The sequence below is a fragment of the Aliivibrio finisterrensis genome (assembly GCF_008933155.1).
Lineage (GTDB): Bacteria > Pseudomonadota > Gammaproteobacteria > Enterobacterales > Vibrionaceae > Aliivibrio > Aliivibrio finisterrensis.
Map to the genome: position 1 here is coordinate 26,174 of NZ_WBVP01000008.1, position 21,116 is coordinate 47,289.

At 38.3% G+C, this 21,116-nt stretch carries 13 protein-coding genes; all 13 read left to right on the top strand.

Annotation, left to right across the window (positions count from 1 at the left end):
- Positions 1–83 precede the first annotated feature (83 nt).
- The 13 genes from F8B77_RS08795 to F8B77_RS08855 all read left to right on the top strand — a co-directional run bounded on the left by F8B77_RS08795 (position 84) and on the right by F8B77_RS08855 (position 20,989).
- Positions 84–536 carry a GAF domain-containing protein gene (locus F8B77_RS08795; RefSeq protein ID WP_151655040.1) on the top strand — a complete coding sequence of 151 codons (453 nt, stop codon included), beginning with the start codon at positions 84–86 and terminating at the stop codon, positions 534–536.
- A 105-nt stretch (positions 537–641) separates the two neighbouring features.
- Positions 642–1,271: an RNA chaperone ProQ gene (gene proQ / locus F8B77_RS08800; RefSeq protein ID WP_151655041.1), complete on the top strand. Its 630-nt coding sequence runs from the start codon at positions 642–644 to the stop codon at positions 1,269–1,271.
- Positions 1,272–1,288: 17 nt separating this feature from the next.
- Positions 1,289–3,307: a carboxy terminal-processing peptidase gene (gene prc / locus F8B77_RS08805; RefSeq protein WP_151655042.1), complete on the top strand. Its 2,019-nt coding sequence runs from the start codon at positions 1,289–1,291 to the stop codon at positions 3,305–3,307.
- Positions 3,308–3,585: 278 nt separating this feature from the next.
- A complete protein-coding gene (locus F8B77_RS08810) occupies positions 3,586–4,254 on the top strand; it encodes a hypothetical protein (RefSeq protein ID WP_151655043.1) in 669 nt (222 codons plus the stop codon).
- 158 nt (positions 4,255–4,412) lie between these two features.
- Entirely contained in the window at positions 4,413–7,016 is a 2,604-nt protein-coding gene (gene pepN, locus F8B77_RS08815; protein WP_151655044.1) for an aminopeptidase N, read from the top strand.
- A 106-nt stretch (positions 7,017–7,122) separates the two neighbouring features.
- Positions 7,123–7,347 carry a DUF2835 domain-containing protein gene (locus tag F8B77_RS08820; protein ID WP_151655045.1) on the top strand — a complete coding sequence of 75 codons (225 nt, stop codon included), beginning with the start codon at positions 7,123–7,125 and terminating at the stop codon, positions 7,345–7,347.
- Positions 7,348–7,663: 316 nt separating this feature from the next.
- Positions 7,664–12,496, top strand: a complete 4,833-nt coding sequence (locus F8B77_RS08825; protein ID WP_151655046.1) for an NAD-glutamate dehydrogenase — start codon at positions 7,664–7,666, stop codon at positions 12,494–12,496.
- A 272-nt stretch (positions 12,497–12,768) separates the two neighbouring features.
- Positions 12,769–13,779: a quinone-dependent dihydroorotate dehydrogenase gene (gene pyrD / locus F8B77_RS08830; protein ID WP_151655047.1), complete on the top strand. Its 1,011-nt coding sequence runs from the start codon at positions 12,769–12,771 to the stop codon at positions 13,777–13,779.
- Between the two features lie 217 nt (positions 13,780–13,996).
- Complete coding sequence (locus F8B77_RS08835; protein ID WP_151655048.1) at positions 13,997–14,536, top strand: cell division protein ZapC; 540 nt, start codon at positions 13,997–13,999, stop codon at positions 14,534–14,536.
- 498 nt (positions 14,537–15,034) lie between these two features.
- A complete protein-coding gene (gene rlmKL / locus F8B77_RS08840; protein ID WP_151655049.1) occupies positions 15,035–17,152 on the top strand; it encodes a bifunctional 23S rRNA (guanine(2069)-N(7))-methyltransferase RlmK/23S rRNA (guanine(2445)-N(2))-methyltransferase RlmL in 2,118 nt (705 codons plus the stop codon).
- A gap of 6 nt (positions 17,153–17,158) precedes the next feature.
- Complete coding sequence (locus F8B77_RS08845; protein ID WP_065591114.1) at positions 17,159–17,401, top strand: glutaredoxin family protein; 243 nt, start codon at positions 17,159–17,161, stop codon at positions 17,399–17,401.
- Complete coding sequence (locus F8B77_RS08850) at positions 17,382–19,292, top strand: ABC transporter ATP-binding protein (RefSeq protein WP_151655050.1); 1,911 nt, start codon at positions 17,382–17,384, stop codon at positions 19,290–19,292. The genes F8B77_RS08845 and F8B77_RS08850 overlap by 20 nt, the downstream gene beginning before the upstream one ends.
- 8 nt (positions 19,293–19,300) lie before the next feature.
- On the top strand, positions 19,301–20,989 hold the full coding sequence (locus tag F8B77_RS08855; RefSeq protein WP_151655051.1) for a DUF3466 family protein: 1,689 nt from the start codon (positions 19,301–19,303) through the stop codon (positions 20,987–20,989).
- Positions 20,990–21,116 lie beyond the last annotated feature (127 nt).

The window sequence follows — 21,116 nt, forward strand, 5'->3', positions numbered from 1 at the left end:
CTATTATTATCTTATCCATCGGCATTGCACTCAGTATAAATAGAGTCGCAAGTGATTGGTATAAATAGAGGAAAAATATAAAGATGGAATTAAAGAATTACGAGCGATTAACACAGCAAGCGATAGGCTTGATTGATGGTGAAACGGATTTTATAGCAAATTTAGCAAACCTTAGTGCGCTATTAAATATGGAACTGGACGACATTAATTGGGTAGGTTTTTATCTATTTAAAGAAAATGAATTAGTCTTGGGCCCATTTCAAGGTAAACCCGCTTGTATTCGAATTACGTTAGGAAAGGGGGTATGTGGCACAGCTTTTTCTACCAACACAGTTCAACGTATTGATGATGTCCATCAATTTACTGGTCATATTGCTTGTGATGCAGCAAGTAATTCTGAAATCGTGATCCCATTTTATAGAAATGGCGTGTTGGCTGGAGTATTGGATATAGATAGCCCAAATATTGCACGATTTAGCGAAATTGATGAAAAAGGTCTGGTTGATTTCATGAAAGAAGCAGAAAAGAGGCTTTAATTTTCTTTCAGTAGTGGTTTTTCACGCTTAAGTATCTATAATAGTGGAATATCTTTACTAGAAATGAATCGAAATACGGCTTGAACCGTACTATCAGGAAACTACATGGAAAACTCTGAAAAATTAGCGAACAGCAAAGAAGTAATTGCATACATTGCTGAGCGTTTCCCGAAATGCTTTATTTTAGAAGGCGAAGCTAAACCTCTTAAAATTGGTATCTTCCAAGATCTAGCTGAACGTTTAAGCGATGATCCTAAAGTAAGTAAAACTCAGCTACGTGCTGGTTTACGTCAATACACCTCTTCTTGGCGTTACCTTCACGGTGTTAAGCCGGGTGCATCTCGTGTTGATTTAGATGGCAACCTTTGTGGTGAACTAGAAGAAGAGCACATTGAACACGCTAAAGCTACTTTAGATGAGAGCAAATCAAAAGTTGCTGCTCGTCGTAAAGAACAAGCTAAAAAAGTAAGAGAAGAAGCAAAAGCTAAGAAAACAGCTCGTGCAGCTACTCCACCTAAGCGTCGCCCTCAGCCAGCTGCTGCTAAAAAAGTAGAAAAGCCTGTTGAAACTCGTGCTCTAAACGCAGATGAAGTTACTGTTGGTAACAACGTAAGCGTTAACATGGGTAAAGGTAATATGCCTGCGACAATCGTTGAAATTAACAAGGATGATGTACGAATTCGCTTATCAAATGGCCTTCAAATGGTTGTTAAAGCGGAGAATCTTCGTTCATAAAGGAGCACTCCCGACGTATGAATTGTCGATTAAGAGTCTCGCTGATTGCTGCTGGCGTTATGCTAGCAGCTTCTGCGCACGCACTTGAAGCTAAGGTATTAGACGCCAAGTATTCTGAAACTGACTTACCAGTATTAACCGCAGAAACACAGCATGCTACTTCTAGTAAGCGTGTTACTTCTCGTTTTACCCGTTCTCATTATAAGCATTTCTCATTAGATGATGACTTTTCAGTTGCCATTTATGAGCGATACTTAGACATGCTTGATTATAATAGAAATATTTTTACTCAAGCTGATCTTACTTCATTCGCCCCGTTATCAACTAAGTTAGACGATCAATTAAAGATTGGGGATTCCCAAGCGGCTTTTGATATCTATAATTTATCATTGAAGCGTCGTTTTGAGCGTTATGTCTACGCACTTTCTCTTTTAGATAAAGAGTTTGATTATACGATTGATGAATCTCTTGAGTTAGATCGCACAGAAGCGGCATGGCCGAAAGATGAAGCTGAGTTAAATGAACTCTGGCGTAAACGTGTTAAGTATGATGCTCTAAACTTGTCAATGACAGGGAAAGATTGGCCTGAAATCCAAGAGATGTTAGGTAAGCGATATAATAATGCACTTAAGCGTTTGACTCAGAGTCATAATGAAGATGCGTTCCAACTTTACATTAACGCGTTTGCACGTGAAGTTGATCCTCATACCAGTTATCTATCTCCACGTAATGCTGAGCAATTCCAATCAGAAATGAATCTTTCATTAGAGGGGATTGGTGCAGTATTACAGGCAACTGATGATTACACCGTAATTCGTTCATTAGTTGCAGGTGGACCAGCATTAGCAAGTAAACAACTTTCTGAAGGCGACCGAATTATCGGTGTTGGTCAAGATGGTGAAAAAATTGTTGATGTTATTGGATGGCGTTTAGATGACGTAGTTCAACTTATTAAAGGACCAAAAGGGACAAAAGTGAATCTCGAGATCTTGCCAGAAGGTAAAGATTCAAAAAGTCACACTGTCACAATTGTTCGAGATAAGATCCGCTTAGAAGATAGAGCGGTAAAATCTGAAGTGATTAAGCACGACGGCAAGAAAGTTGGGGTATTAGAAGTACCTAGTTTCTATGTTGGCTTAGCTGAAGATACGAAAAAACAGATTGATGAGCTGAAAAAACAAGATATTAGCGGAATTATTGTTGATTTACGTAACAATGGTGGCGGCGCATTGACTGAAGCTACGGCATTATCTGGATTATTTATTACTGGTGGCCCAGTAGTTCAAGTTCGTGATAGTTACGGTCGAGTAAATGTGAATGCTGATACTGATGGTGAGATCTCTTATACTGGTCCAATGACAGTATTAGTGAATCGCTACAGTGCATCTGCTTCTGAAATTTTTGCTGCAGCAATGCAAGATTATGGTCGTGCTGTAATCCTAGGTGAAAATTCCTTTGGTAAAGGAACGGTTCAACAACATAGATCGTTAAATCATATTTATGATCTTTTTGATAAACCGCTTGGTCATGTTCAATACACAATCCAAAAATTCTATCGAATTAATGGCGGTAGTACGCAAAATTTAGGTGTTGTGCCTGATATTGCATTCCCTACAGCGATTGATCCAAAAGAAACGGGTGAAAGTGTTGAGGATAACGCACTTCCTTGGGACAGTATTAAAGCTGCAGAGTATGCACAAACCAATCAGATCAAAAATACGATTGAGCCATTAGCGAAAAAACATGCTGAACGAATTAAAACGGATGAAGAATTCATTTTTATTCAGGAAGACATTGCTCGCTATCAAGCTGAAAAAGATATCACAACGATCTCATTGAATAAAAAAGTTCGTGAGACAGAGAGTGATGAAGCAGATATTCGTCGTCTGAAACGAGTGAACGAGAGACAAAAACTTCTTAAAGAAGAAGGATTTAAAACTCTTGATGATATTCCAAAAGACTATGAAGTTCCTGATGCATATCTTGATGAAGCTGTCGCTATTACGATTGATTTAGCGCTAATGAATCAAAAATAATGTATTAATAAGTATTATTGATTCGTCATCTGAAACAGAAATCTACTTGGGTTTCTGTTTTTTTTTGCCTGAACAACAGCAAAGTATGGTTTTTCATCTAGGATTATATTATGCCAATCAAAATAATACTAATCTCGATATCTAGATAACTCTTCTTTTTTCTTACCGATTTTTATTATGAAGTATTAGTGATCAGGTTTCTGTTTGGTGTTATACACGTATTCATTCACAGGCTGTAATGCTTTTGAATGCTAAATGAATATGAAATGGAGCATTGTATGAAAACAGTAATTTTATTTTTTATTTTCTTTTCTGCTACGTCTTTTGCTTCAAATGAAAGTATGAAAATAGAAGAACGTAGATCTCTGACTTATTTTTCAAATCCTTTTTTAATTGGTGATTGGTATTTCTTCAAGCCTGCTGATGTAGAAAATGATTATGATGTTCTACATATATCTTTAAGTTCAAATAATAAGTTTCGTATTGAAATGGTTGAGATGGCATCGAATACGGCGGAAGAGTGGGAAGGAAGTTTTGAAATTTCTCAAGACAGTATTCGTTTTGAAGGAAATGAAGATGAGTCTGAGATTTACGATTATCAAGTCAGTCATAATCGACTTTATCTTAATGGCGTTGAATTTTTTAAGGTAGTACCTGAACAAATTATCGGTTCTTGGAATTCTGAATTGGTCTCTGGTGAAGACATTATGGCAAGTAATGTGAAATCGTTAAACTTAAAGTTACGTTCTGATTTTATATTTTCACTTGAAGTGTTCTCACATACCGGAAAATCGAATCATCATATAGGCTATTATTATTTCGAGAATAATGATTTAGTTTTACTATATGAAGAGGGTGAGCAAGAATCAACTTTTTATATAACTGAAGATTTTTTAGAGATTAAAAATGATCAGTTTGGTATGTACGCATTATTAGTAAGACAGTGAATTACAAATAGAAGGGTATTGTGACTCTACGGATATAAATATGAGACTAAAGCTCTTTTTATTAACAAACCTGTTAGTTCTTATGCGAGAATAGGAGGGTTAACTAGTAACTATCACTCATTTTGTTTTTAAAGTGATAGACATCATAAGGATATATTATGAGCCAACAACCCCAGGCTAAATTTCGCAGTGATTATCAATCTCCAGAATTCACCATTTCAGATATCGATTTAGTTTTTGATCTTGATGATACAAAAACATTTATTTCAGCGACTTCAAAAGTACAACAACTAAAACAATCAACTGATCTTCTTCTTGAAGGGGAAGGGATGACATTAGTATCGTTGAAAATAAATAATGTAGTTCATAAAGATTATACGTTATCTGATACGCAGTTAATTATTCATAATGTAAGTGGTGATTTTACACTTACAATAGTTACCGAAGTAAATCCACAAGAGAACACAGCACTTGAAGGTTTATACAAATCAGGTGATGGTTTCTGTACTCAATGTGAAGCAGAAGGTTTCCGTCGTATTACTTATTATATGGATCGCCCTGATGTATTGGCGCGTTTCACCACAAAAGTAATTGCAGATAAAGACTCATACCCTCATTTATTAAGTAATGGTAACCGTATTAGTCATGGTGATCTTGAAGGTGGAAAACACTTTGTTCATTGGCAAGACCCATTCCCAAAACCGGCTTATCTTTTTGCCTTAGTTGCTGGTAATTTTGACGTACTCACTGATACGTATAAAACTAAATCAGGTCGTGATGTTGCACTTGAAATCTATGTTGACCAAGGTAATTTGGATCGTACTCCTCATGCAATGACTTCGTTAATTAACTCGATGAAGTGGGATGAAGATCGTTTTGATCTTGAATACGATCTTGATATCTACATGATCGTAGCGGTTGATTTCTTTAACATGGGTGCAATGGAAAACAAAGGCTTAAACGTCTTTAACTCTAAGTTTGTATTAGCAAAACAAGAAACAGCAACAGACACTGATTATCTAGGTATTGAAGCGGTAATCGGCCATGAATATTTCCATAACTGGACTGGTAATCGTGTTACTTGTCGTGATTGGTTCCAACTAAGTTTGAAAGAAGGCTTAACGGTTTTTCGTGATCAGGAGTTCTCTTCAGATCTTGGCTCGCGTTCAGTAAATCGAATTAATAACGTTCGTATCATGCGTGGCCCACAGTTTGCAGAAGACGCAAGCCCAATGGCACATCCAATTCGTCCAGAAAAAGTAATAGAAATGAATAACTTCTACACGCTTACGGTGTATGAAAAGGGCAGTGAAGTTATTCGTATGATGCATACCTTATTAGGTGAAGTGAATTTCCAAAAAGGGATGAAACTCTACTTTGAGCGTCATGATGGTACAGCAGCAACGTGTGAAGACTTTGTTTTGGCCATGGAAGATGCATCAGGCGTCGATCTTACTCAATTCCGTCGTTGGTACAGTCAATCTGGTACGCCGACATTATCAGTAGTTTCTTCTTATGATGAAGTAGCGCAAGAATACACATTGACGGTGAAACAACATACACCAGCAACAGAAGAGCAGCCTGAAAAACTTCCATTACACATCCCACTTGATATTGAGATTTACGCGCAAGATGGCAGTGTTATTGAGTTACGTTGTAACAATGAAGCTATTGGTAATGTTCTTAATGTTACTCAAGAAGAGCAGACTTTTGTATTTCAACAAGTTGCAGAAAAACCAGTGGTCTCTTTACTTCGTGAATTCTCTGCACCAGTTAAATTACATTACGCTTACACAGATGAAGAGCTGATTTTCTTAATGGTTCGCGCGCAAAATGATTTTGCTCGTTGGGATGCAGGCCAAATGCTTTTGGCTAATTACATTCGTTCAAACATTATCAATATACAAAAAAATCAACCACTTGAATTATCAGATGCGCTAGTTGATGCGTTCCGTGGTGTGCTATTAAATACGGATCTAGAGCAGGCATTTATTGCTGAAATGTTTGTACTACCAAATCATAATGAGATCACAGGTTGGTTTGATACGGTGGATGTTGATGCGATTGATAAGGCACTTGGTTTTATTAAACAGACATTAGCAACAGAGCTTAAAGATGAGTTTTCTGCAATCTATCAGAGTCTAAAGCAGGGTGATTACTCTGTTTATCATGATGCGATTGGTAAACGTGCATTACGTAATTGTGCGTTAAGTTATTTAGCCAAAACAGACATTGGTGAAGCGTTAGTTGAAGCACAATACCAAACTGCAGATAACATGACAGATACAATGGCTGCGATGGTTTCTGCTAATTCAGCTGAACTTTCTATCCGTCAAACGTTAATGGATGACTTTAGTGATAAATGGTCACATGATGGTCTAGTCATGGATAAGTGGTTCATTTTACAGGGTTCTAACCCAAGTAGTGATGCACTAACTACCATTAAAGCGACGATGGGTCATAAAGCATTCAGCCTGAAAAATCCAAACCGCACTCGTAGTTTGATTGGTTCTTTTGCTGCAAATAATGCGGTAAATTTCCATAGTAAATCAGGCGAAGGTTATGCATTCTTAGGTGATATCTTACTGGAATTAAACGAAAGTAACCCACAAGTGGCTTCTCGTTTAATTGATCCATTATTGAAGTTTAAGAAGTACGATAGTGATCGCCAGGATCTAATGAAGGCTCAACTTCAGCGTTTAGCTGATCTTGATAACTTAGCCAAAGATCTGTTTGAGAAGGTAACCAAAGCGTTAGCATGATATTGATCTTATCGTTATAGTGAAATCAAAGTGGTCAGTTTTTTTGCTGGCCATTTTTTATTTCAACGTCACAATATACACTCTAGCTATTAAAGATATTAAGAGAATGAATAAATTTTATTATTTTAGAATGAACGTGACTTATCATGCTTTTCTAAGTCATTATTTAGGTGTTGCAAGTACGGTTATGGTAATGACAGAGCAGGGACTAAAGCTGCAATTGCCTGCATCTCGATTCCGCTCATTTTTAACTCAATTAGGCGTTAAAGGTCGCTTTCGCTTAACGGTTGACCAAAATAATCGTTTTGTAAATCTTGAGCAAGTAGGATAAACCTCTACATTAATCACATTTCTAACTATAAAGCCTCTAGCACATAAAAAAGTCATAACGTTTTATCTATATTATCCTTACAATATGATGCGTATAAGCAGTATCAACTGCTACACTATATACCAATAGTAGTAAATAATATGTCATTCTAGCTTGTTAAAATACTCGATAGCTGCGTTGAAAGTTTTGATTGTAGAGTAACTACTTATCGAAAAATGTCGCCTTTTTTCAAGTATTTTTCCTTCGCTATTTCTGAACTCTTAATTACTGTTATTGATAAAATAATTCTAATCATAAGAAACGGAGCATTCGCTTTATGACAACGCGTGATCCTATCGTTCCAGTACTACTTGAGAAAGTATACGCTCTAATTGCTGAAAAGCTTGAAATGCCTCAACAGTCCCTAGTAACGCAACTTGCTCAGCGTTTATTTGCTAATATTGATGATGATGATTTACAGCAACGTAATGAATCGGATATGTACGGTGCAACCCTTAGTCTTTGGAACCATTTATCTAATGTGAATCTTTTTGATATATCAGTTCGTGTTTTTAATCCAAAATTAAGTCAAGATGGTTGGCAATCAACTCATACGGTAGTAGAAATTGTTGCGCCTGATAGCCCATTTTTAGTCGATTCGGTTAAGATGGTATTAACTCGTCTTGATATGACAAGTCACTTTATGTTGCATGGTCCACATTGCTTTACTCATGATGAGAGCGGTGAGATTACTTCTATATGCAGCAGTGATGACAAAATGCAGCAAACGTTATTCCATTTTGAAGTTGATCACATGAGTGATCTTTCTGAAATGGACGCGCTTCAATCGGAATTACTGTTAGTACTTAAGGATATTCGCCGTGTAGTGAATGAATGGCAACCAATGTCAGACAAATTAACAGCTGTAATTCAAGAGCTTAAAGGTAGTAAGTCCCCAATAGCAAAAGAAGAAGTGAATGAAGCGATTGAGTTTTTAACTTGGCTTCAAAATCATAACTTTACCTTAATGGGGTATAAGAATTTTGATTTAAGGGCTGTGGAAGGAGATCATGAATTAACACCAACAGCAGAGGCTGGTTTAGGATTATTCTCACTAGCTTCTCGTATTCATATGACAAAACTGTCTGATATGCCATCTTCAGCGCGCGCTGCAGCGAAAAAATCAGATTTATTAATATTAACAAAATCAAATACTAAGTCTCGTATTCACCGTCCCGCTTATACAGACTACATCGGTATTAAGCGTTTAAATAAAGAAGGAAAAGTGATTGGTGAGCATCGTTTCACAGGGCTTTACACTTCTACAGCTTATAATCAAAGTGTCTCGAATATCCCACTGTTAAGCAATAAAGTTGAGCGTATTTTAGAAACTAGCCATTACATTAAAGGTTCGCATTCTTATAAAGCACTTAGCAATATCCTTGAAACGTACCCTCGTGATGAACTTTTCCAAGCAACAGAAGAAGAGATGTTAGAGGTGGGTACCGGTGTTGTTAAAATGCAAGACCGTGACTTGTTACGCTTATTTGTTCGTCGCGACCCATTTGGCCGTTTTTTCTCATGCATGGTGTATGTAACTAAAGAGCGTTATAACACAGAGCTTCGTCGCCAAACTCAACGTATTCTAAAAAACTATTTTGGTTCTGATCAAGAAGTTGAATTTACGACGTTTTTCTCTGAGAGTGCATTAGCAAGAACACATTACATTATTCGTGTAGACAACAATAACGGCGACATCAATGTGAAAGATATTGAAAATAATTTAATGGAAGCAGCATCTACCTGGGATGACCGTCTATGTGATGTGATTGTGGCTAACTTAGGTGAGAGTAAAGGAACTGCAATAGCGAAGAAATACCAAAGCGCATTTCCTCGCTCATACAAAGAAGCAACACTTCCAGGCTCTGCTGTTGCTGATATTGAACGTCTTGAATTATTAAGTGATGATAACAAACTTGGTATGTTGTTTTACCGTCCGCAAGAAGAAAAAAAAGGCTCTGCGAACGTCAAATTTAAACTATTCCATCGTGATGAACCAATTCACTTATCAGATGTGATGCCGATGCTTGAAAACTTAGGTTTGCGTGTTATTGGTGAATCACCATATGCCGTTAAGAAGAGTGATGGTTCGGTGGACTGGATCTTAGATTTCTCTATGATCCACAATGGTTCTGAAGAAGTCGATCTTCGTCAAGCTCGTGATCGTTTTCAAGAAGCATTTGCTCAGATTTGGAATGGTCAATTAGAGAGTGATGGCTTTAACCGTTTGGTACTTGGTGCTGGTCTCTCTGGCCGTGAAGTGACTATCTTACGTGCTTATGCTCGTTATATGCGTCAAGTGGGTTTCCCATTCAGTCAGCAGTACATCGAAGATACATTATCAACACATACGAAATTAGCAGTATCGGTGGTTGAGCTTTTTAAATTACGCTTTAATCCAAAATCTAATTGGTCTGAGAAGAAAGAGCAGAAAGCCCTTGATGCTATTTATGCAAGCCTAGATAAAGTAGAAAGCTTGGATGATGACCGTATTATCCGTCGTTATGTTGAGATGATATTAGCTACATTACGTACTAACTATTATCAACAAGCGGAGAATGGTCTACCAAAACCATGGCTATCTCTAAAGCTTCAGCCATCAATTATCCCAGAAATCCCTGCACCAGTGCCGGCGTTTGAGATCTTTGTTTATGCGCCTGATATTGAAGGTGTGCATTTACGTGGTGGTAAAGTAGCACGTGGAGGATTACGTTGGTCAGATAGACAAGAGGATTTCCGTACTGAAGTTCTTGGTCTGGTTAAAGCTCAACAAGTTAAGAACACCGTAATTGTTCCTGTGGGTGCAAAAGGGGGTTTTGTTTGTAAGAAACAGCATAATTTCACAACTCGTGATGATATTTTTGCAGAAGGCCAGCGTTGTTATAAGCAGTTTATTTGTGCGCTATTAGATGTATCAGATAACATTATTGAAGGTGAAGTTATTCCACCACACAATGTGGTTCGTCATGATGATGATGATCCGTATTTGGTTGTTGCGGCAGATAAAGGCACGGCAACCTTCTCTGATTTAGCTAACTCAGTCTCAGAAGAGTACAACTTCTGGTTAGGTGATGCATTTGCTTCTGGTGGCTCAAATGGCTATGACCATAAAGCCATGGGTATTACTGCAAAAGGGGCGTGGGAATCGGTTAAACGTCACTTCCGTGAAATGGGAATTGACTGTCAAACGACTGATTTTACCGTTGCTGGTGTCGGTGATATGGCGGGGGATGTGTTTGGTAATGGTATGCTGCTATCAAAACATATTCGCCTTCAAGCGGCATTTAACCACATGCATATCTTCATTGACCCGAATCCAAATTCAGAGCTGACTTGGCCAGAGCGTGCTCGTTTATTCGAATTACCCCGCTCAAGCTGGGAAGATTACAATAAAGATCTGATTTCTAAAGGTGGTGGTATTTTCTCTCGTCGAGCTAAGTCGATAGATCTTTCTCCTGAAATTCAGAAGATGCTAAGTACTCGTAAACAGTCTTTAGCCCCGAATGATTTGATTCAAATGATCTTGAAGATGAACGTTGATCTGTTATGGAATGGCGGGATCGGAACATATGTTAAATCAGAAAAAGAAACCAGTGCCGATGTGGGTGATAGAGCGAATGATGCCTTACGTATCAATGGATCAGAGCTGAATGCAAAAGTAATTGGTGAGGGCGGTAACCTAGGTATGACTCAGCTAGGTCGTATTGAATATGCTCTAAAAGGTGGCCGTGTTAATACTGATTTTGTTGATAACGTAGGCGGCGTTGATTGCTCAGATAATGAAGTTAACATTAAGATCTTACTAAATGGTTTAGTGGCTAATGGTGATCTAACCTACAAGCAACGTAATGTTCTGCTAGAGAAAATGGAAGATGAAGTTGGTGAGATTGTTCTTGATGATGCGTATTGCCAATCAGAGTCGATCTCGGTAACAGAGCAACAAGGCACTTCATTAGTTAAAGAGCAGATCCGTTTTATTCATCATCTCGAAAAACAAGGTCAATTGGATCGTGGATTAGAGTTTATTCCTGATGATGAAACCTTGATTGAGCGTGAGAAAATGGGGCAGGCTTTAACTCGTCCTGAGCTTTCAGTTCTCGTTGCTTATGGAAAAATGGTGCTTAAAGAGCAGTTGGCTTGCGATGACATTGCAAACAATCCATATCATGCTGAGTTGCTAATCACGTATTTCCCAACTGAGTTACAACGTAACTATAAGGATGAGATGGACAATCACCCACTACGTTCAGAAATCATTGCTACTTGCTTAGCAAATCAGATGGTTAATGAAATGGGTTGTAACTTCATCACTCGCTTACAAGAAGAAACGGGTTACAGCGTCACTGATATTGCTAATGCATATTCTGCAACAAGAGCTATTTTTGAGTTTGGGGATTCATTTGAGCAAATTCGTAGCTTAGATAATATCTCAACCGCTGAAGCACAATATGAAGCTTTATTTGCAATGCGACGAACTATCCGTCGAGTGACTCGTTGGCTACTCCGTAATGGTTCACAAAATATGACGATTCAGCAGGTAATTGAAAAATATAAGCCAGCGGTGAATGACATTAAAGTGAACCTTGATAGTTACTTAGTAAAAGATGAAGTAGTGGAGCATATTGAACAAGCTAACCATTATTTAGAGATGGGTGTGCCATGTGAGCTAGGTAATGTACTGGCACGTTTAAGCAGCTTATATTCAGCAATGGATATTTCAGCAGTTGCTGTAGATATGGAACAACCGGTATCTACCACGGCACGCTTATACTATGTTCTAGGTGATAAGTTATCTCTACATTGGTTCTTAAAACAGATTAATAACCAAGGTGTTGATAACCACTGGCAAGCATTAGCTCGAGCTTCTTTCCGTGAAGACTTAGATTGGCAACAACGCCAACTAACTCAATTGGTTCTGACTGAATATAAAGATGCAGAATCTGTGGAAAGTGCAATTGAAGAATGGTGTGAAAAGAATGCGGTTTCAATAGGGCGTTGGGATAATATTCTGAATGAATTTAAAGTCGGTTCAGTCCATGAATTCGCTAAATTCTCGGTAGCATTAAGAGAGCTTACGTTATTAAACTTAAGCTGTACGTCAAAACAGTAAAGCAACAAATAAACTGATTATTATAATCAGATAAACGTTTGCTTAATGAAGGGGAAAGTGACTTTATATTCACTTTCCCTTTTTATTTTCCCGAGAATTTTCTAATTTACCTATATTAATAATCGTTTTTTATGATTTATTATTCTCCCTGTGATTTAGGGGAGGAAAATAAGCCATAAATATTAATGAATAAACTACGATTAAGTTTGAATTGTGAATAAAATCAGTGAATAATGACTCCCCGTTTATACGGGACTTATTTTGGAGTTACAATGTTATACCGCATCGCCAGAGCTGGCATTTTCAAACTTGATGCTGAAAAAGCACATGACCTAGCAATTCAAAATTTCAAACGCTTTACAGGCACTCCTCTCGATCTCTTCTATCGTCAAAAATTGGCTTCTAAACCTGTAGAAGTCATGGGCATTATCTTTAAAAATCCACTTGGCCTTGCGGCTGGTCTTGATAAAAACGGCGAATGTATTGAAGCATTTGGTGCAATGGGTTTTGGTTTTATTGAAGTGGGAACTGTAACTCCTCGTCCTCAAGCTGGTAATGATAAACCGCGTCTATTCCGTCTTATTGAAGCGGAAGGCATAATCAACCGTATGGGTTTCAATAACCTTGGTGTTGATAATCTTGTTGAGAACGTAAAGAAAGCAAAGTTTGATGGTGTTATTGGTATTAACATTGGCAAAAACAAAGATACGCCAATTGAAAAGGGTACGGAAGATTACCTAATTTGTATGGAGAAGGTATATCAATACGCTGGTTACATTGCGATTAATATCTCATCACCAAACACTCCAGGACTTCGTACGCTTCAATATGGCGAAGCATTAGATGATCTTCTTTCTCAATTAAAAGAGAAGCAAAAAGAATTAGCAGAGAAATACGGTAAGTATGTACCGATTGCGCTAAAGATTGCCCCGGACTTAGATGACAACGAATTATCTCAAATTGCAGCATCATTAATTAAGTTTAAGGTTGATGGTGTGATTGCAACCAATACAACATTAGATCGTTCTATGGTTGAAGGCATGAAGCACGCAGAAGAAATGGGAGGCTTAAGTGGCCGTCCTGTTCAAACTCGCAGTACAGAAGTGGTTCGTCGTCTTAAAGAGCTGCTTGGTGATAACTTACCAATCATTGGGGTAGGTGGTGTTGACTCTTATGTTGCGGCAAAAGAGAAAATGGTTGCTGGTGCGGATCTGGTTCAAGTGTATTCTGGCTTCATCTATAAAGGTCCTGGTCTAGTTCGAGATATTGTAAATAATCTTTAATAAGCATAAAAAGTAGCGAAAGTTGCTTACAGATTGTTCGAACAGAAGGGGGGATGTAAATTTCCCCTTTTTTTATTCCTAAGCTCTTGTAAAATTAGAAGTTAATTGCATCAGTATATTTTTGACTGAAAATAAACACAATTTTTCAGCATAATTTGCAGTAATTGATGATTGACTTACTAAGGGATTCTTCCCATTTTTCAAGAGAGAAACCATAATGCTTAAACCCAGTGATACATGGAATTGGTATTACGATAATAAAGCACAATCTCTAATGCTCGATTTGGGTATGGATATGGTCTTTCGTGTGAACTTACCCTGTAAAGTTCTTATCGATGGTGCTTTTGAGCAATGCAAATTCTCTGTCGATGATGCCTCTGCCTATCAAATGTTGGTAGAATACATTTCATTTCTTCCGCTATCGGAGCCTCGCAAAGTGGAGCTTGCCCTTAACTGTGTTGCAGCAAAGCGCTTTCATAAACCTATGTTGCCTAAGAGCTGGTTCTTTGAGCCGCAAGGTGAGGGATATTGTCCTGCAGAAGGGGAAGTGGTCTCTCTTAAAAATGATTTAGGTGAAGGACATTTCATTATTGTTGAAAACTACGAATGTGCCAGTATGTGTATGTTGGTCGATATGGACTCGTTTGCACTTAACCCAACTAAATACATGGCATTTTGTGAACCTATTAAAGTGATGCACGATCGCATGGCTAAGATGCAAGTGGTTAACTCTGCTTACTATGCATTAGTAGGGTAGTAAGCCTTTCTTTTCTATTTTATCCTCTCTTTAGTTCTACTCTTCATTCAAGCAAATATCCTTATCTCACCTTTAAAGTGTTATTCAAACCTCCCAAAAGAAGTAATTCTCGCTTTTAGCTTACCTATTTAGCGTTAATTTTCCCGTATTACTATCTCTTATAAATGAGATCTAGACCCAAGATTCCGCATATTTATTTTTAATATCCCATTGATAAAATCATCTGAAATATAAATAAATTCCTTATTTACGCCTATTTGTAATTAAATAACCTATGTAAAAACTGGGTGGTATAGTCCAGTTTTTGTGCCTCTTTGTTGCTTGCATTTGTTTCCATTTGGAAACGCAGTAAAAAAGGGTTAGCATGATTAATTGTTAACTGTATGTTTTCTAAGATATTAGTTGGGTGGTGGGCTTTGTGTTTATCTACAATCTAATTGTCCTCTTTCAACTAGATTCATGTATAATGCGAGGTAATTTAATAACCAAAAGAATCTCATGAAAAAATACTTAGCCATCACTTCTAAAGGCCTTGAAAACCTACTCGCTGACGAACTTATTGCACTTGGTGTTACAGACCCAAAATTGGTTTATGCAGGGGTAATGTTTGAAGCTCCAACAGACGTTGTTTATCGTTGTTGCTTATGGAGTCGTATCGCGTCACGTTTTATTCAAGTTCTGTCTGAGTTTGATGTTCGTGATGATATGGATTTATATCTAGGTGCTTCTGCAATCAATTGGCCTAATTATTTCAGTGCTGATAAAACATTGGTGGTGGACTTTAACGGTACTAACCGTGAGATTCGAAACAGCCAATACGGCGCATTAAAAGTAAAAGATGCGATTGTTGACCGTTTTACAAAAGCTGACTTAGAGCGTCCAAACATTGATAAAGCTGAGCCTGATTTGCGTGTACATATGCGTTTGTCTGGTGAGAAAGGGATTCTTGGCTTTGACTTAATTGGTTCAGGTTTACATCAACGTGGCTACCGTACTGAAGCAGGTCGTGCACCACTACGTGAAACATTAGCTGCAGCCTTAGTACTTCGTAGTACTTGGGATGAGAGCAAACCATTATTAGATCCAATGTGTGGTTCAGGTACGTTACTGATTGAAGCGGCACTAATGGCTTGTGAAATGGCACCTGGTGTTAAGCGTGAGAAATGGTGTTTTGAAGCACTGAATGATTTTGATGAAGAGCTATGGACTGAAATTCGCTCAGAAGCTCGTGTTAAGAGTCGTCGTGGCGTTAAGAAAGTAGATACTCATTTCTACGGATTTGATCGTGATTACCGTGTTATTCAAACGGCTCGTGAAAATGCCCGTCGTGCTGGTGTTGAAGATTTAATTACGTTTGATGTTGGTGATGCAACTAAGATTGAGCGTCCAGAAGCATTTGAAAATGGCGTAGTGATTTGTAACCCACCATATGGAGAACGTTTAAGTACTGAGCCTGCATTGATTGCATTGTACAGTGAGTTTGGTCGTCAACTTAAAGAACAGTTTGGTGGTTGTACTGCATCAATCTATTCAAGTAATGATGATTTATTGGCATGTATACGTATGCGTGCTGATAAGCAATTTAAATTGAACAATGGTGCATTACCGTGTGTTCAGAAAAACTACTCAATTACAGAATCTTCAGAGCGTAAAGACGCAGCGAATATTGAAGTTGCTCCTGAATTCATGAACCGTCTTAAAAAGAATATGTCTAAGATCGGCAAATGGGCACGTAAAGAGAAATTAGATTGTTACCGTTTGTATGATGCAGATTTACCTGATTACAATGCAGCGATTGATGTCTATAAAGATTACATTATCATTCAAGAATATGCGGCACCAAAAACAATTTCTGAAGATAAAACACGTCGTCGTTTAACCGATATGATCCGTGCAACGGTTCTGGTTACTGGCGTAGAAACAAATAACGTGATTTTGAAAGTTCGTCAAAAGCAATCAGGTAAAAATCAATATCAAAAACTGGCTGAGAAATCTCGCTCTTTTGATGTTGATGAGTACGGCGTAAAACTGATCGTTAACCTACAAGATTACCTAGATACAGGCTTATTCTTAGATCATAAGTTAACTCGTAAAATGATTGGTGAAATGGCTGCAGGTAAAGATTTCTTAAACCTATTTGCTTACACCGGTTCAGCAACCGTTCATGCGGCTTGTGGTGGTGCAAAATCTACCATGACGATTGATATGTCTCGTACCTACCTAGAGTGGGCACAGAAGAACATGAATACCAATGGTCAGACGGGCACTCAGCATCAGTTCTTACAAGCTGACTGTTTACAATGGTTACAACAAGCAGATGGTGAATTTGATTTAATCTTTATCGATCCACCTACGTTCTCTAACTCTAAACGTATGGAACAAACGTTTGATGTACAGCGTGATCACATCATGCTGCTTGAAAACTTAAAACGTATGCTGCGTGAGAACGGAACGATCGTATTCTCAAACAATAAACGTAACTTCAAAATGGATGACGAAGCACTACAGAAAGCAGGCCTTAAAGCTAAGAATATTTCTAAGCAAACATTGCCGCTTGATTTTGCTCGTAATAAACACATTCATAACTGTTGGATTATTACTCACAAGGAAGACTAGAGACGAATGATTACTCTCTATAGCACGGAAGGCTGCCATCTTTGCGAGCAAGCGTTTGACTTGCTTGTGGAGGTGGGTGTAGATATCGAAAAAGTAGACACGGTAGACATAGCGTTCAACGATGAGCTTTTCTCTCGTTACGGTGTCACAATACCTGTGGTGGCCAATGGCTTATCTGAGCTGAATTGGCCATTCAATATATCGCAATTAAAGAATTGGTTAGAAGATAATGGCATTACTTACAATTAATAACGGTCAATTAGCGTTTGGTGATCATCCGCTATTAGACAAATCTGATTTCGCTTTACAAGAAAATGAGCGTGTGTGTTTAGTTGGCCGTAACGGTGCAGGTAAATCAACGCTAATGAAAGTAATTGCTGGTGACATCATTATGGATGACGGCAAACTTCAAATTAATCAAGATGTGGTGGTTTCTCGTCTAGAACAAGATCCACCGCGTAATGAGAGCGGTACTGTATTTGATTACGTATCAGAAGGTCTAGCGGAAGCGGGTAAATACTTAAAAGAGTATCACCGTCTTCTTGATTTGCTAGAAACTGATCCAAGTGAATCAAACATTAATAAGCTATCTCGTGCTCAAGAAAAAATTGATCACCTTAATGCATGGCATTTTGATATGCGTATTCAATCAGTTCTTGAATCATTGAAACTGGATGGTCATACGCTACTAACTGATTTATCTGGTGGTTGGCAACGTAAAGCGGCATTAGCTCGTGCTTTGGTTTCTGATCCTGATGTATTACTTCTTGATGAACCAACCAACCACTTAGACGTAACGACGATTGAATGGCTTGAAACTTTCTTAAAAGATTTTAAAGGTTCAATCATCTTTATCTCGCATGACCGTGCGTTTATTCAATCAATGGCAACACGTATTGTTGATTTAGACCGTGGTAACTTATCTTCTTACCCTGGTAACTATGAAGAATACTTACTAGCAAAAGAAGAAGCGCTACGTGTAGAAGCCGATCAAAACGCGCAGTTTGATAAAGTTCTTGCTCAAGAAGAAGCATGGATCCGTGAAGGTATTAAAGCACGTCGTACTCGTAATGAAGGTCGTGTTCGTGCATTAAAACAATTACGTCGTGAGCGTTCAGAGCGTCGTGAAGTAATGGGTAAAGCCAATATCCAAGTGGATGAGTCAAACCGTTCAGGTAAAATTGTATTTGAAGCAGAAAATCTTCATTACTCAATTGATGGCAAAAACATTGTTAAGAACTTCAGCTTCAATGTTATGCGTGGCGACCGTATTGCCCTAATTGGTGCGAATGGTTGTGGTAAGAGTACGTTACTTAAACTGATGCTTGATCAACTGCAGCCGGATTCAGGTAAATTGCATTGTGGTACGAAATTGGAAGTGGCTTACTTTGACCAATATCGTGAAGCACTTGACCCAGAAAAAACGGTTATTGATAACCTAGCAGATGGTAAACAAGAAGTGACAGTAGGTGGCCGTGAGCGTCATGCATTAAGTTACTTACAAGATTTCTTATTTTCGCCCAAACGTGCTCGTCAACCTGTTAAAGCATTGTCTGGTGGTGAGAAAAACCGTCTATTACTTGCGCGTTTGTTCCTTCGTCCAAACAATTTATTGATTCTTGATGAACCAACCAATGATTTAGATATCGAAACATTGGAACTTTTAGAAGAATTACTTGCCAACTATCAGGGTACATTATTATTAGTAAGTCACGATCGTCAGTTCGTTGATAACACAGTAATGACCAGTTGGATCTTTGAAGGTGAGGGCCAGATCGAAGAATTCGTAGGTGGCTATCACGATGCACAGCGTCAACGTGCTAATGTACAGGCGACTCGTGATGCAATGGCTCCAACAGTAAAAGTAAAAGCAGAACCAGTTGCTGCTACTCAAAAAGTAGAGCAGGTGGCTAAGCCAAAGAAATTATCTTATAAGTTACAGCGTGAGCTTGAACAGTTGCCTGAACTTTTAGAGAAACTAGAAAATGAAATTACAGAACTTCAAGAGACGGTAAACAGCGCAACTTTCTTCCAACAAGATCCTAAAAAGACTGATGAAGTCTTAGGACGCCTAGCAGAAGCTGAGCAAGCGTTGGAAGTTGCATTCGAGCGTTGGGAAGAACTTGAAGCTCTACAGTAGGAAGTGAAATGAGTAGTAAATTACAATTAACCACATTAGCTGTTTTGGTGTCCGCTGCGCTTCCTGCGCAAGCGGCGCTTTATAAAGTGGTGGAAGTAACTAACACTGGTGGTGTTACTGGTGCTGAATATTATGGAACAGCGATTCAACCATCAGGAAGTGAGGCAAGCTGTTTTACGACAGATTGTGAAGACGGGATTGCTTATGCGTTAGCTGGTGAAACGCGTAACCGAGCTGCTGGTTTCTCTTATCGTGAAGAAGTGCCATTTGCGATGGATAATTCGTTTGGTTATATCAAAGATAATTATGATGGGTTTGAATATTACTGTGAATCTCAATTAGGTTATTCGACGTGTGAATACTGGGCTTCAACTCAGTGGAGCGGTTGGAATATTGAAACTTATGGAACTAATACGCCTAATTCATTAGCATTTATTGATGGTAGTGCTGAAAAACCGACTGATTCTATTAATACTGTGATTAATTCATTTAGTAAAGTGAGTGGCGCAAGCAGCACCATTGCTATTGGTAATTATAGTAATGCGACTTCTCGTAATGTTCCAATTTCAGGTGACACGCTAACAGATAGTGCATCCAAAGAGTGGAAACAAGGTCGTCAGTGGGCGAGTGATGGTGCTTATACGGTCGGAAGCGTGTCTTCTAAAACGGGCATCGGTGGCGAGCGTTATAATTATTTTTCCAAAGCTGTCATTTGGAAAAATACAGATGGCAGTGCTGTAGAGATTCCATGGGCTCATAATGACCAACAAGATGGTGATTATTATGCTCAAGGCAGTATGCGTGACCTTTATGTAGATAATACTACATCTACCTTTTATGGTGTTGGCTATAATAACTATAAAGATCAACACATGAACGCAACTATCTTTACTGCTGAGATTGGTGCTAGTGATACTTTAACTAATATTAAGTCCATACAAATTAATGATGCTCAAGTCGATGCTGGAGATGATAATACAAACTCAAATTCAGTAGCGACAAACATTAATAGTAACTTAGTTGCTGTCGGTCAAGCAAAACGCTCAGGTAACTACCCGCAAAATGGTGCAGCTGCAAATCGTTTATTTATTGTTCCTAATGCATCAGTTACTCCACCCTCTGCGAATTTCTTAAGTGATCTTGCTGATGCAAAGTCTGTATTCTTTAATGGTGCTGGTGGAGCGATGGGCGGGATCAATAATTTCAATGAGATTGTTGGCCGTGTAGATGTTGAAAACAACCGTGAATATGATGGTAAACAACGTCGTCAACGTGCATTTATCTATCCATATAATGGTAATGGAACTGATGTAGACAGAGCTAAGATCTTTAATAACAGAGCATGGATAATTGATGATTTAACCAATGACGGTAAAGTCTCTGGGACAACGGATAACAATAACCAATTCAGAATCTACGATGCAAGTGACATCAACGATGCTGGCGTTATCTCTGCAACAGCACTTAAATGTTCTGGTGGATATGACTCAACTGCTCATGATGCATACTGTGGTAATGGAGAGAAGAAAGAGAAAGTTGTTGCAGTTAAATTAGTACCTATTGCTGGAGCTGTTTTAAATCCTGATGATAAACGTGGTTATGAGAACCGCACTATCGAACGTCAAGGTGGTTCACTTGGCTTTGGTGCTATGACACTGCTTGGTTTATTTGGTTTCATGAGAAAGCGAATTAAATAATATCAATTTATAAGACTAGGCCCGAAGTCACAAATTGAGACTTCGGGCTTTTTTTATACTTGAAAAAAGACAAGATTTGTCCGATTCTTAATATTGTCATCATGAAATGTTCATGATGAACCCTAAC

Excerpts from the sequence above, each read along its gene's own strand:
- pepN (WP_151655044.1), top strand. The coding sequence starts at position 4,413 with ATGAGCCAACAACCCCAGGCTAAATTTCGCAGTGATTATCAATCTCCA.
- F8B77_RS08795 (WP_151655040.1), top strand. The coding sequence starts at position 84 with ATGGAATTAAAGAATTACGAGCGATTAACACAGCAAGCGATAGGCTTG.
- proQ (WP_151655041.1), top strand. The coding sequence starts at position 642 with ATGGAAAACTCTGAAAAATTAGCGAACAGCAAAGAAGTAATTGCATAC.
- F8B77_RS08845 (WP_065591114.1), top strand. The coding sequence starts at position 17,159 with ATGATTACTCTCTATAGCACGGAAGGCTGCCATCTTTGCGAGCAAGCG.
- pyrD (WP_151655047.1), top strand. The coding sequence starts at position 12,769 with ATGTTATACCGCATCGCCAGAGCTGGCATTTTCAAACTTGATGCTGAA.
- F8B77_RS08820 (WP_151655045.1), top strand. The coding sequence starts at position 7,123 with ATGAATAAATTTTATTATTTTAGAATGAACGTGACTTATCATGCTTTT.
- prc (WP_151655042.1), top strand. The coding sequence starts at position 1,289 with ATGAATTGTCGATTAAGAGTCTCGCTGATTGCTGCTGGCGTTATGCTA.
- F8B77_RS08825 (WP_151655046.1), top strand. The coding sequence starts at position 7,664 with ATGACAACGCGTGATCCTATCGTTCCAGTACTACTTGAGAAAGTATAC.
- F8B77_RS08850 (WP_151655050.1), top strand. The coding sequence starts at position 17,382 with ATGGCATTACTTACAATTAATAACGGTCAATTAGCGTTTGGTGATCAT.
- F8B77_RS08855 (WP_151655051.1), top strand. The coding sequence starts at position 19,301 with ATGAGTAGTAAATTACAATTAACCACATTAGCTGTTTTGGTGTCCGCT.
- F8B77_RS08810 (WP_151655043.1), top strand. The coding sequence starts at position 3,586 with ATGAAAACAGTAATTTTATTTTTTATTTTCTTTTCTGCTACGTCTTTT.
- rlmKL (WP_151655049.1), top strand. The coding sequence starts at position 15,035 with ATGAAAAAATACTTAGCCATCACTTCTAAAGGCCTTGAAAACCTACTC.
- F8B77_RS08835 (WP_151655048.1), top strand. The coding sequence starts at position 13,997 with ATGCTTAAACCCAGTGATACATGGAATTGGTATTACGATAATAAAGCA.